The organism is Gordonia tangerina (assembly GCF_021556435.1).
Lineage (GTDB): Bacteria > Actinomycetota > Actinomycetes > Mycobacteriales > Mycobacteriaceae > Gordonia > Gordonia tangerina.
In genome coordinates, this window is record NZ_JAKGCU010000005.1 from 84,680 (window position 1) to 96,477 (window position 11,798).

At 64.9% G+C, this 11,798-nt stretch carries 15 protein-coding genes and 1 pseudogene; 5 read left to right on the forward strand and 11 right to left on the reverse strand.

Annotated features, from left to right (window positions below):
• Positions 1–52: 52 nt before the first annotated feature.
• The 7 genes from L1892_RS08330 to L1892_RS08360 are packed head-to-tail and all read right to left on the reverse strand — an operon-like array spanning position 53 to position 2,737.
• Positions 53–361, reverse strand: a complete 309-nt coding sequence (locus tag L1892_RS08330) for a hypothetical protein (protein WP_235723124.1) — start codon at positions 359–361, stop codon at positions 53–55.
• Complete coding sequence (locus L1892_RS08335; RefSeq protein WP_235723125.1) at positions 358–894, reverse strand: HNH endonuclease signature motif containing protein; 537 nt, start codon at positions 892–894, stop codon at positions 358–360. Before L1892_RS08335 ends, L1892_RS08330 begins: the two co-directional genes overlap by 4 nt.
• Positions 891–1,079, reverse strand: coding sequence for a hypothetical protein (locus L1892_RS08340; RefSeq protein ID WP_235723126.1), 189 nt, complete (start codon positions 1,077–1,079; stop codon positions 891–893). The genes L1892_RS08335 and L1892_RS08340 overlap by 4 nt, the downstream gene beginning before the upstream one ends.
• Positions 1,076–1,258, reverse strand: coding sequence for a hypothetical protein (locus tag L1892_RS08345; RefSeq protein WP_235723127.1), 183 nt, complete (start codon positions 1,256–1,258; stop codon positions 1,076–1,078). The genes L1892_RS08340 and L1892_RS08345 overlap by 4 nt, the downstream gene beginning before the upstream one ends.
• Positions 1,259–1,272: 14 nt before the next feature.
• The gene (locus L1892_RS08350; RefSeq protein WP_235723128.1) at positions 1,273–1,608 is read right to left on the reverse strand and encodes a hypothetical protein; all 336 of its coding nucleotides are present in this window, start codon (positions 1,606–1,608) and stop codon (positions 1,273–1,275) included.
• The gene (locus L1892_RS08355) at positions 1,605–2,000 is read right to left on the reverse strand and encodes a hypothetical protein (RefSeq protein ID WP_235723129.1); all 396 of its coding nucleotides are present in this window, start codon (positions 1,998–2,000) and stop codon (positions 1,605–1,607) included. The genes L1892_RS08350 and L1892_RS08355 overlap by 4 nt, the downstream gene beginning before the upstream one ends.
• Positions 1,997–2,737, reverse strand: a complete 741-nt coding sequence (locus L1892_RS08360) for an HNH endonuclease (protein ID WP_235723130.1) — start codon at positions 2,735–2,737, stop codon at positions 1,997–1,999. Before L1892_RS08360 ends, L1892_RS08355 begins: the two co-directional genes overlap by 4 nt.
• 1,899 nt (positions 2,738–4,636) lie before the next feature.
• Between L1892_RS08360 and L1892_RS08365 the strand changes: the two genes are divergently transcribed.
• Positions 4,637–5,023, forward strand: a complete 387-nt coding sequence (locus L1892_RS08365; protein WP_235723131.1) for a hypothetical protein — start codon at positions 4,637–4,639, stop codon at positions 5,021–5,023.
• Between the two features lie 399 nt (positions 5,024–5,422).
• Here the strand turns inward: L1892_RS08365 and L1892_RS08370 are convergent, their stop codons facing one another.
• Genes L1892_RS08370 through L1892_RS08380 form a run of 3 tightly spaced genes read right to left on the reverse strand, consistent with a single transcriptional unit; the run spans position 5,423 to position 7,043 of the window.
• Positions 5,423–6,427: an AAA family ATPase gene (locus tag L1892_RS08370; protein ID WP_235723132.1), complete on the reverse strand. Its 1,005-nt coding sequence runs from the start codon at positions 6,425–6,427 to the stop codon at positions 5,423–5,425.
• Positions 6,424–6,777: a hypothetical protein gene (locus tag L1892_RS08375; RefSeq protein WP_235723133.1), complete on the reverse strand. Its 354-nt coding sequence runs from the start codon at positions 6,775–6,777 to the stop codon at positions 6,424–6,426. The genes L1892_RS08370 and L1892_RS08375 overlap by 4 nt, the downstream gene beginning before the upstream one ends.
• The gene (locus L1892_RS08380) at positions 6,774–7,043 is read right to left on the reverse strand and encodes a peptide ligase PGM1-related protein (RefSeq protein WP_235723134.1); all 270 of its coding nucleotides are present in this window, start codon (positions 7,041–7,043) and stop codon (positions 6,774–6,776) included. Before L1892_RS08380 ends, L1892_RS08375 begins: the two co-directional genes overlap by 4 nt.
• A 166-nt stretch (positions 7,044–7,209) precedes the next feature.
• Between L1892_RS08380 and L1892_RS08385 the strand changes: the two are divergent.
• A pseudogene (locus L1892_RS08385) lies at positions 7,210–7,647 on the forward strand (DUF2461 domain-containing protein); the annotation flags it as partial.
• A 3-nt stretch (positions 7,648–7,650) separates the two neighbouring features.
• Here the strand turns inward: L1892_RS08385 and L1892_RS08390 are convergent.
• Entirely contained in the window at positions 7,651–8,061 is a 411-nt protein-coding gene (locus L1892_RS08390) for a YchJ family protein (RefSeq protein ID WP_235723135.1), read from the reverse strand.
• 135 nt (positions 8,062–8,196) lie between these two features.
• Here L1892_RS08390 and L1892_RS08395 point away from each other — a divergent pair, with 135 nt between their 5' ends.
• The 3 genes from L1892_RS08395 to L1892_RS08405 all read left to right on the forward strand — a co-directional run bounded on the left by L1892_RS08395 (position 8,197) and on the right by L1892_RS08405 (position 11,798).
• The gene (locus tag L1892_RS08395) at positions 8,197–8,538 is read left to right on the forward strand and encodes a Rossmann-fold NAD(P)-binding domain-containing protein (RefSeq protein WP_235723136.1); all 342 of its coding nucleotides are present in this window, start codon (positions 8,197–8,199) and stop codon (positions 8,536–8,538) included.
• A gap of 137 nt (positions 8,539–8,675) precedes the next feature.
• Positions 8,676–9,494 carry an SDR family oxidoreductase gene (locus tag L1892_RS08400; protein WP_235723137.1) on the forward strand — a complete coding sequence of 273 codons (819 nt, stop codon included), beginning with the start codon at positions 8,676–8,678 and terminating at the stop codon, positions 9,492–9,494.
• 192 nt (positions 9,495–9,686) lie between these two features.
• Positions 9,687–11,798, forward strand: coding sequence for a glucose PTS transporter subunit IIA (locus L1892_RS08405; RefSeq protein WP_235723138.1), 2,112 nt, complete (start codon positions 9,687–9,689; stop codon positions 11,796–11,798).

Consider the following 11,798-nt stretch of genomic DNA (forward strand, 5'->3'; position numbering starts at 1 on the left):
GATGTGTGTTCCCTCCTACGGGTGGTTGTCCCGGTTCCGGTGGAGCCGAGACTTATTCGTTGCGACCTTCGGCCGGCGTCGGGCCGACCAGGTCGCGGATGAGCTGCGCTGTCTGCGCGGTCTGCGGGACCGAGGTGTCGCCGCTGAGAGCGGCTCTGACGACGTCGGTCACGCGGTCGGTATTGAGAGGTAGCGGGTCGGTGGCGGGATCCGCTGCGGGCTTCTGAGAGCCGTATTTGCGCTGGAGCTGTGCGGCTCGGACGATCGGGTCGGACGAGGCGGCTTCGTCGCTGTCGGTGGCGATCCCGAGAGCACCTCGGAGCCCGTCGGCGGCGGACGGCTTGCGGGTGATGTCTGTCATGCGGTGGTGAGTCCTTTCCGGACGTCGGGGTCGACGAGTACGCCGGAGCGGACACCGGTAATCCACCCGCGGTCGCTGCGGGTGAGTTTGCGGGTGTTGTCTGCGCTACAGAGGAATTGGCAGTTCTCCAGCCTGTGAGCGCCTCCGGCTGCGATCGGATGTTTGTGGTCGAGCGTGAGGTTCTCGGTGCTACCGCAGACCGCGCAGAACTCGCCGCCGAGATGCTCGACAAGCTCCTGTTTGGTGAAAGTCTCGATAACCGGCGTCAGACCGTGGTTGCGGGCGGACTCGCGATAGTGCTTCTCCCAGCGCAGGTGTGGTGCCTCCTCATTCCGACGCTGGCGTTGTTCTCGTGCCCGGTCGGGGTTGGCTTTGCGCCACGCTCGCGCGTGCTCGCGGTGGTAGTCGCGCTTCTCAGCGAATCGAGCCGACGTACACGACTTACACCTCGCTCGGAGACCGTCGCGACCAGTCGCGTCTCGGTGGTACTCGGTCGTCGGCTTCGCTTCTCCGCATCCGGTGCATGTCTTCATGCGCGCTCCAGCTCGTCGGCGACCGCGCGTAGACCCTCGGCGATCGCGGCGTTGAAGTCGCTATCGGACGCGTCGGTCGGCAGCGGGATCGTCGCGGTCGCGATCTGCTCGCCGCGGAGCGAGATCCCCATATCGACCGGGACCGTCTCGCGGACCAGCGGTACGAGGTTGCAGTTGTATTTCATCGGAGTCCCTCCAGAAGTGTTTCGAGGTCGCCGAGCCGGAACCCGGCGATCGCGTTGTTGGGGTTGAGCCGGATAGCTCCGGCGGGTTCTAGAGCGCCGCCGGCGACGAGCCGGATGATCGTCCTCATATCGGCAGCGCCGGTCGCGACGAGGTCGCGGACCGAGTAGAGCCTGGTCATGGTGTGCCCTCCTGTTACGAGCGTCGGATGATGTATTCGACGCGCTGGGTTTGTCGAGATCCGTTGTATTTCAACGGGTCTCCGTCGATTGCGTATCTATCTCCGTTCCACCCGATCTCGGATTGAGCGCCGAGCGCGGCGAACGTCCGAGGCAGCCGGAGCCGGTAGGTCTCTTCGGTTGCGAAACCGACGGCGTCGTCCTCGTCGGGCGGCCCGACCGGTTGTACCGAGGCTCGGGTGACGACGCCGACCGCCGACGGGCGGGTCAGGACGTTTCCGTCGGGGTCGGTGACGGTCTCTTCGGGGTAGACGGTGACGGTCTCGCGGAGACCGCGGTCGAGCAGGCTCATGGTGTGGTGTTCCTCTGTTCGGCGGCGGCGGGGTTGAACCTCTGCCACGCGGATAGATCGGCGGCGACGTCCTCGGGACGCTCGCCTCGGGTGAGCCGGTCGAGCCACTCGTCGTGGCGACGCTTCGGGATTCCGAACCGGTAGCGCAGCGTCTCGGCCTGCTCGGTGATCGGCCGGTGGTCGCGGCCGGCTTCGATGCCGCGGTTCCAGGTGAGCTGCGCGAGCGACGGCTCACCGAGCCCGTAGGGGTAGACGTTGGTCCCGCCGAGGATGTAGGGGACCTCGTCGGCGAGCTGGTCCCAGTCGATATCGACGAAGAACTCGTCGAGGAACGAGCCGTTGAGCATCCGGAGGTCGCAGAAGCGGTCGAGCGCTTCGTAGGAGTCGATCAAGAGATCCCTTCGTACTTCGCTGGTAGTTCCACTACCCAGAAGTCCCAGTCTTCGTAGAATGTCGACATCGGGATGCCGAGCCACTGCGAGATCGCGTGTACGGAACCGATCTGCGGTGTGGTCTTGCCGCGCATCCAGTTCGACACGGTGGCACCGCTTCGGCCTACGGCCGCACTCACATCAGCCTGTGTGTAGTCGGACAGCGCACGTCTGAACGCGTTCAGGTCGAACGTCAGCATGTGCGACCACAACCATCTGTGTCGCATAGGGCCGTTTACCGACAGTTCGTCGGTGGTTTCGTAGAACTTGCGGTGAGGTCCACCGTGACGCTGCGCGTCGTCGGAGTTCTCTTGAGCCGTACCCCAGCGGAGGTTCTCCGGTCGGTTGTTCGCCGGATCTCCATCACCGTGGAGTACGTACCGCTTGTCCAAGCTCGGCGACGGGCCGTGGAACGCCGCACAGATCAGCCGGTGGACGCGTTGTACCGTCCGTGTCCCGTCGATCTCGACACCGACCTGTTTATGGCCGAAGCGGGTCGACGACTGTTTGAGTACCTTGGCTCGGTACTCGCGGCGGACGGACCTACCTTGTCTGGTCAACCACACCGTTCTCGGCATCCGCACGACATCGCCGTCTGGGGTGGCCGCGTACCGCTGCTGTGTGCCGGGGACGTATCGCCAATCGTCGGGGATCAACCAGCCGTCGCCGTCGGGGCGGATCAGATCTGCTGGAGACATACCAAGGTCACTCCTATTGTTGCGATTAAGTCGGGTCTTAACCCGTTGTGGGACACAAGAAAATGCGGCGAACGCTTGTAGTGCGCTGCCGCGTAGGACTTGAGCAGTCGGCCGGAGCCGACGACTCGGAAAGTTGAGGCACCGGGAGCCGAGTCCGGAGGGGGTAGACCGTCTCAACCGGTGCAGCACCGAGGACCAGGAAAGCCGGATGACGAGCCGGCGTGACTTCGGTGCGCCCTATCCGCGCGAGAGGAGGAGCGCGGGCGGGGGATCTTCGAGGTGGTCGAGCCTGCGGGCTCTTACCCCTCTACTTTGAGTAAATCTGCAATTATTCGAGGTTCGGAGCCATCGGGTGACCGAAGTCACTCCAGTGAGGTTCTCTCCCTCATAACTTACATACCTTCCAGTTTTCAGTTCCGACGGAACCGAACAGAAGATTGTGACGCAACCGACACCGCTCGACGGAGTCGGCAGGATTGATCCGGCGGAAGACGGATCAACCTAATACGGTCGACCCGAAACGATCTCGACCGGTCTTAGGGACCGGACGACCCGAAGCCTAAGCGGAGGGTCGATCGACCGACCGATCGTCTCCGTCTCCCTATGGGTCGACGTCGACGTCCACCGAGACCCGAAGGTCGACGGTGGTTGTTCAGTTGTGTTCGTAGGGTCGGTCGTTCGGTCGTCTCGGTCGTCCTTCGGACTCCCTCGACTCCCTCTCTCCCTCTACTTAGAGTGAATCTTCAACTTTTCGCCGATTCGTTGTTCTGAGGCCGAAGTCAAGTTAATCGTTATAGTCCTGTTACCGCCGAGGGGTATCTTCTACAGAAGATCCATCTTTCGCACTCCGGTGGTCCCCGTCAGGATGCCCGTTCCCGGCGCTGAGAGCGACGCTGACAGACTTTTACCCGTTATCGGGTACCGATACACCCCGAAGGGGTTACAGACGCTCTCAGAGCGTCGGGTAGTTCGATGTATGAGTCCTCATACGCCGGGGCCGACGTCGGTAGCGACGGCCAACCTCGGCAGAGTTGGCCTCAAGAGGTCGCAGCGGAGCTGAGACCGACCCCGCGTCGATCCGGGTTCCCGACCAGAAGTCGGGGACCTCTTCGAGCGACGGACGAAGTCCTAGCTCCGCGCGTTTCCACGCCTTGCGGTACTTGCGAACAGAGTCTCTCGATTTGAGCCCGGTAATGCCTTGCCCCGCTAGCTCAGAGAGTGAAAGTGACGACTTTTCGCCACTTGTCGGACGTCCCTTCGTCTCGTAGGTGAACGCCCACACCAACGCGGCGCGCTTCCACGGCCCGAGCTTCGCTCGGACGCGCGTACGCCCTTCGGGCTACCACCGCGGTTCGGTGCTTCTAAGGCCGGCTGAACCGCTGGTCGTCGCTGAGATCATCGTGGTTTAGTTCGAGGACCGAAGTGTTTTACCTGTACACGACCGTCCGGACGTACCACGCGGCGGGACTCCTGGGGCGGGGGCGGGGACACCCCCCTGGGGGTCCGACCTCTGCGGACGCCGAAGACCAGCGCGACGACGCGGAACGAAACGCGGCGAGCGAGGTCGATCGAACAGACGACACCGCGACACCGGGTCGGCTACCCCACCGGCTACCCCCCACCGCCGGCCTTGGTGCCCTGATGGCCAGCGTCCCCAGCACCGGAGACGAGAGCACGTCGACACCCCGTCCCCGTAGGTTGCGGAGCCGTGCCCTATGTCCCGTAGATCCGGTGGTGGGGACAGGGCCACCGTTGTGCACGTCGGAAAGCGAGACACCCCCTCCCCGCTGCCGTTGATCCGGCGACACCCCGAAGAGTTGCGCCCTACCCCGGCTGTGTTCGCGGGATCATCGGGGTATGGCGGATACGACCTTGGCGCTTGTAGTCGCGCTCATCAGCGTGGCCGGCAACGCGGCCATACCGTTTTTCAACTGGCGGCAGAAGTCCAAGGAACTCGACAAGACCGACAAGCACCTGATCTCGAAGGAAAACCGCGCGTACTACGAGCGGATGATCGCGGCGTGGCGCGACGGGGTCGAAGAGGCTCGGCAACAACACAGCGCGTGGGACTTCGAGACCTCGGTTCGTGGCGCTGAAGCTCCCTACCCGACGGTCGAGGGAGCGGCGTGGTTCGAGAGCCTGCGCCCTCGGCTGCCGAAGAGCCTCGGGATCACCGACGACCTATCCGGCATCGTCTGTGATGCCGGGTTCGCTGCCGAGCTGCACCGGCAGATCAACAGCATCGAGCGCGGGTGGTTCCCACCGCCGGACGCCGAACAGGATTGACCCGAGGAACCGAGGGTCAACCTAACCCCGTCTCCGTCGTCCTCCTTTTGTTCCGGACTCCGTCGTCGGTCGGAACCGAGGGAGACCGACGACCTCCGGCTGTTCTCAGCCGTCGGTAGGTCCGACCCTTCGGTCTGGGGACCTTCGGGTCAGTCGGTCGAGCCGACCCCCGAGGGGAGGCTCGGTGTCGGTTGGTCGTCTCGTCTTCCGTTGGTATTCGTCTTCCGATGAGAGCGAGCGAACGCGAGCGAGACGAAAACGGTCAGTGGGGGTAGAGGGTTCTCGAAGAGGTTCCTCTTATAGGGGGTCAACTGCAACAGTCAACACCCCCTCTGACCTGCGACGATCCGAAGGGGTGTTGATGGGTGTTGCAACGGGCTGCAACAGCTCTACCTGCGGTTATGTCTCTAGGCTCCAACGGGTTGCAACACCTGCACCGGACCTCGCGAGTAGCGCGCCGAAGCTCGTCCGGCGGCTCAGGTGAGAGACAGCCGATGCTTTCGAGATCCCGTCGAACTCGTCGGCGATCATCTCCCCGGCCCGGTTCTGGGTGACGCCCTGGCAGTGGTCGACGACCCATCGGGCGATCTCGGCGTTGCGGTCGAGCGTCTCCGAAGACCGCTCCGGCTTGCGCTCCGGCTCGACGACCGAGAACCGGACAGCGGAGTCGAGTAGCTCCCCGTCGACCACGACGTCGGGACGCTTACCGAGGTTGCCCTTCCGGGTCAGCCGTCGTCGCTCGATCCCGAACCCGTCGACGTCGGCGACGTGGATGCCGTGCCTGCGCCACGCGCGGTACGCCGTAGGTCCCATCGGACCGTCGGGAGAGATCCGACGACCGTTGTCGGCGCGGTACGACTTCGCGGAGTGGTGCAGCGCCACCACCGGCACACCGGCGCTGACGATCCGCGTCAGCGGCCGCAGGATCTCCGACGGGTCGGCGTCGTTGATCCCTCCGGACAGCGCTCCGGTGACGTTGTCGAACACGACCAGCGCGACGCCGAACTCGGTTGCGATGTCGAGGTACGCGTCCCATCGGGCCGGGTCGAAGTCCGCGATCAGCCAACGGTCATCGGGTACGTCGAGGTCGTCGGCTCGGGTCCGCCACTCGTGGCGCTCGCCGGGGTCGGTGGTGATGACTAACACCGGACCCGACGACTCGACCGGCTCACCGAGGAACTCGGAGTCTCCACGCGCGACGGCAGCGGCCATCGCCGCGACGAGCGCTGTCTTACCAGACTCCGGCTCTCCGGTGACCATCGTTGCCGACGACGCGAGGTAGCCGTCGATCAGCCACCGAGAGTGCTGCTCGTCTTCGGCGATCTCCGACGGCGTCATCGCACCGGCAAGGAACTTCAGGTGTTGCCGGTTCTCCTCCGGCGTCAGCTCGTATCCCTCTGTCACGCGATCACCTTCTGTTGCGCGATACGTAGGATCATCCGCGTGGTGTGTTCTGAAGCGCGGAACCAAACATCATGCGCGGTGACGCCCTCAAGCGACAGCATCTCTACGGCATGTAGTGCGTCAAACCGTAGGGACCACTCGGCGAAGCCCTCCAAGTTGGCTTGGCTCCCTTCCGTGGGTATTCCCGTATCGAGGTAGCACCACATCAGATCCTCGTAGGTCCGGCACAACCGATCGAACTCGTCAGCCCCGCCGACCAGTCGTAGGAGGTAGTCGTCCACAAGCGCGACCGTGTCTCCGGCTCGTAGCGTCCGGTTGTCGTGGACCGCGTCGAGCAACAACTTGTTCATCGTCCGAGGTCCTCCGGACCGACCTTCGCGTAGAACTCGGTGACCGAGCCCCCGACGAGCGCGTCGGGGTGGTCGGGCGTCAGCTCGACACGCTCGGCGAGTTCGTAGCCTCCTGATGCCAGCTCAGCGGCTACGGGTGCGAACGCCGGGTCGGTGTCGCGGACCAGCCGCGACCGGTGGACGACAACGCCCTCGGCGGTCGCGTGCGCGTAGATCAAACCCGGCTCCGCGACCAGTTCGATCGCGGTTGTGTTCCATGTGTTCATACTTCAGTTCCCTCCTGTGCGAGCTACCAGCTCATCGAAAGTCGTTGGTGGTTGGTCGCCTTCGAGAATCCGGCGAGCCTCAGCGACCAGCCGGTCGAACTCGACGTCGGTACTCTCGTGTTCCTGGTATTGCATCGTATGTTCCCTCCTCGGTCTTGTAGGTTGCGTCCTATTTGCCAAGGACAAAGCCCCTTATAAGACCCATCAGGGAGCGTTCGTCGCGGTCGGTCCGGCGACCGGCTACTACGTCCAGATCGGAGCGCCCGGCGTGCGGGTGGGCGCCGGGTTCTACGAGGCTTCCGGCGAACGTCTCGCCGCTCTGCGATCGGCTATCGACAATGCGATTCACGGCGCCGAACTCGAGCAACTGGTCAACAAGTACACCCGAACCGGATGGGAACTCGGCGGTGACGTGCTCAAGACCGCGCCGCGGGGTTGGTCAACCGATCATCCGCGTATCGAACTGTTGCGACACAAATCGTTGACGATCGCCCGCGACTACGGCTTCGACGAGATCATCCACTCGGCGGCCCTGGTCAAGCAGATACGCAAGGACTGGCGTGCCGCAACGCCGCTCATCGACTGGGTGTGCCGGCACGGGTGACGCTCAGCCTTCGACGGTTCCGTCCAGGTAGACCCACCGACCGTCGCGCCGTTCGAACCGGCTGCGCTGGTGCAGCGCTTTGCGCTCGCCGTCCGCCCGATAGTGCGCGGTGAACGTCACCTCGCCGGTGTTGTCGAAAGGCGTTCCCCCCGAGGCGGACTCGACATCGAGTCGATACCACTGGATGCCGTCGTCGACGACGAGCCGACGCGGACGGGTCCGCGGGTGCCAACTGTCGAGGATGTGGTCACGATCGCCGATGGCGAAAGCGCTGAACCGCGACCGCATCAATGCCTCGGCGGTCGGCGCGCGGCGTGCGCCACTCAGGATCGGACCACAGCATTCGCCGAACGTGAGACCCGAGGTACAGGGGCAGCGTCGATCTCCATCCGCAGCACCGGTCACGTCACTCATGTCGGCGAGGATAGCGCCGACCGCCGGGGTCGCCCGCCCCAGGTGCTCGCACAGACGTCCCCGGCCGGGCAGTGCGCAGCGAACTGACAGCCACGCCACACGTCCATCGCAGGGCGCGACGATGACATGGGTGCCATGAACAACACACGACAGCTCCATACGACCACTCCCACCGCCACCACAGACAGCATGCTGGTCGTGATGGACGGCAGTACCCGGGCGCAGTCGGTGGTGCACGAGATCCTGCGGTCTGGCCGTCGAGTCGTGTTGACCTCCGCCATCTCCCACGACCTCGTTCCGTTCATTGACGCGTCGGTCAGCGGCCGGGTGTGGGCGGTGGTGTCCGACCCGTCCGATCCGGTCCAGATCGAGTCGATCATCGAGCGCGCCGAGGACCGGATCGGTCCGGTGGTGATGATCGTCGATCCGGGTGGTCTGCTCACAGACGTGGCGGCCGCCGATCGTCGCGTGGCCTGACCGCGAGTCGTCTGACCGCGAGTCATCTGACCGGCTCACCGGCCCCGTACGAGGACATAGCGGGACCATCGACTCTGGTGCCACACATGCGAGATGACAGACTGTCGAAGGTGATTCGTCGACAGTGAGGAAGCGACATGCCGGACAGCATCGTGGTGGTCATCGGTTCGGGCGGCATGGGTCTGGCCATCGCCCGACGTCAGGCCTGCGGGCGTAAGGTCGTCCTCGCCGACGTCGACGACGCCCGCCTCGAACGGGACGTCGCCGCCCTCGGCGACGAGGGCTTCGATGCGGTCGGACGCACGGTTGATGTCGGATCGGCGGACTCGGTGACAGCGCTGGCGGAGTTCTCGGCGTCACTGGGCAACGTCGACCAGGTGATCCACACGGCTGGGCTCTCCCCGGTGCAGGCACCGGTGGAGGCGATCCTGCGGGTCGACCTGCTGGGCGTGGCGTTGTCGCTCGACGCGTTCGGCGCCGTGGTCGCCCAACGCGGTGCCGGGGTCGTCGTAGCCAGCATGGCGGGCCACATCTATCCCCCACTCGCGGCCGACCACGCCGCCGCGCTCGCCATCACCCCGAGTTCCGAGCTGCTGTCGCTTGACTTCCTGACCGAACTGGCCGGGGACCCGGGAAGCGCCTACGCGATTGCCAAACAAGCCAACCATGTCCGGGTGCGTGCCGCGGCCGGCGTATGGGGTGCGCGTGGCGCCCGCGTCAACAGCATCAGCCCCGGGGTCATCGCGACCGCCATGGGGCAAGCCGAGCTCGGCGGCGACAGCGGTGATGCCATGCGTGCCATGATCGCGATGTCGGGAACCGGCCGACTCGGAACCGCCGCCGACATCGCCGACGCCACCGCTTTCCTGTTGAGTCCGGCGGCCTCCTTCATCACCGGGACAGATCTGTTGGTCGACGGTGGCGCCGTGGCAGCGATCGCCACACCACGCGAGTGAGTCGATTCGCGTCGCAACAGCACTGAACTGCGCCACGGATGGTCACTGTTGGCCATCTCCTTTCCGATCCGCCCTCGCAGGTCCGGTGCCACGGGATAGCATCCAGAACGCCGTCGATGCCGCTCCGGACATGACTGCCGGCGGGCTTCGCGGTCGCCCACACCTGCAGACTGGACAGCTCAAGGGAGAGTCATGTCTACCTCGACCAACACGGCATCCGAGATCGTCACGGGCGTCGGCGGCGCCGGCAACATCGAGAGTCTGACGCACTGCGCGACCCGTCTGCGTTTCCAATTGCGCGATGCCTCCGAGGTCGAGCAGGGCACCCTGGAAGCGATCGACGGCGTCATGGGCGCGGTACCCCAGGCAGGCAACCGCTACCAGATCGTCATCGGCGGTGCCGTACAAACGGTCTACAACGAGATCATGGCGCTGCCACAGATGGCCAACGCCGGCGGTGACGCGGCGGCCATCAAGGCGGCCGCACGGGCGAAGGGACCGCGCGGCAAGAACGCGTGGTTGGATTCCCTGTTCGAATACCTGTCGGATTCCTTCCGACCGATCCTGGGCGCTTTGCTCGGCGCCTCTTTGTTCATCACGTTCATGTCGCTGATGAGCACCCTGGACATCATCGGCAACTGGGCCGACCCCCGCACCGACCTGTCCCCGTCGTGGCAGTTCGTGAACCTCTGTTGGCAGTGCGTGTTCGTGTTCCTGCCACTGATGATCGCCTACAACGCGTCGAAGAAGCTGGACGCGGATCCGTGGGTGGGATTCGCCATCATGGCCGTACTCATGCTGCCCGGCTTCACCGCGTTCATGGATCAGGCGACCACCAACACCGTCTTCGGCTTCGAAGTCCAGACCATCGATATCTTCGGCATACCGCTGACGGTCTTCGACTACAGCTCCCAGGTGTTCCCGCCGCTGCTGATGGCAGCCGTTCTGGGCCCGCTGTACAAGTACCTCAAGAAGATCATCCCGGAGAACGTGCAGCTCATCTTCGTGCCGTTCCTAGCCATGCTCATCATGATCCCGTTGACGGCGTTCATCATCGGGCCGATCGGCGTCTACGTCGGTGCGGGTCTGGCCGACGTCCTCAAGTCGATCAACGACTTCTCCCCGTTCATCTTCGCGATCGTGATCCCGCTCGCCTACCCGTTCATGGTCCCGCTGGGCCTGCACTGGCCGATCAACGCGATCATGCTGCTCAACATCCAGACCATCGGCTACGACTTCATCCAGGGACCCATGGGCGCCTGGAACTTCGCTTGCTTCGGGGCCACTGCCGGTGTGCTGCTCATCGCGTGGCGCGAACGCGACATGCAGATGCGGCAGACCGCCACCGGCGCGCTGGCCGCCGGACTCCTGGGCGGCATCTCCGAACCCTCGCTCTACGGTATCCATCTACGCTTCAAACGGATTTATCCGAGAATGTTGGTCGGCTGCTTCGTCGGCGGACTGATCATCGGTATCGGCGGCGGCGTGACCACGAACGCGTTCGTCTTCACGTCGCTGCTGACGATCCCCGCATTCGACAGCATCGTGCTCTACGGCATCGCGGTCGCCGCCGCTTTCGCCGTGGCGATGATCCTGGTGGTGTTGTCCGGGTACCGCACTGCCGAACAGCAGGCGCAGTTCGAGGCCGCCCGCGACGCCGGACTCGAACGTGCCGGCGCGATCCCGATCGACGATTCCGCTGAGGGGGTGGCCGCGGCCGCCGCAGCCGCCGCGGTGCCGAGCGGCGCCGCCACCGCCGTGAGCACCGCGCCCGCCGCGACCGCCACCGCGCCGTCCACAGCCGAGTCGGCCGCCCCCACCGAGCGTGGCGTCGTCACCGAGATCGGCGCTCCGCTCGAGGGAACCGTGGTGGCGCTGTCTGATGTACCCGATCCGGTGTTCGCCAAGGGCACCATGGGTGGCGGCGTGGCGATCGAACCGTCCGGCGATACCGTCTACGCTCCCGCAGCGGCGATGGTCGTCGCCGCGCAGCCCACCGGTCACGCCTTCGGCCTGGTACTCGACGGTGGCATCGAGCTGCTCATCCATGTCGGCATCGACACCGTGCAACTCAAAGGCGAAGGGTTCGACGTCAAGGTGAAGGCGGGACAGAAGGTCGATGCGGGCACCCCGCTGGTGACCTTCGACCGAGCGGTGATCGAGAGGGCGGGCTACCCGCTGATCACACCCGTGGTGGTGATGAACACCAAGAAGTTCGCGTCCGTCGATCAGATCGCCGAGGGCACCGCCACCGTGGGCACCCCGGTGATCGCAGTCGAGGCCAAGCCCCGGCCGCCGGCCTGA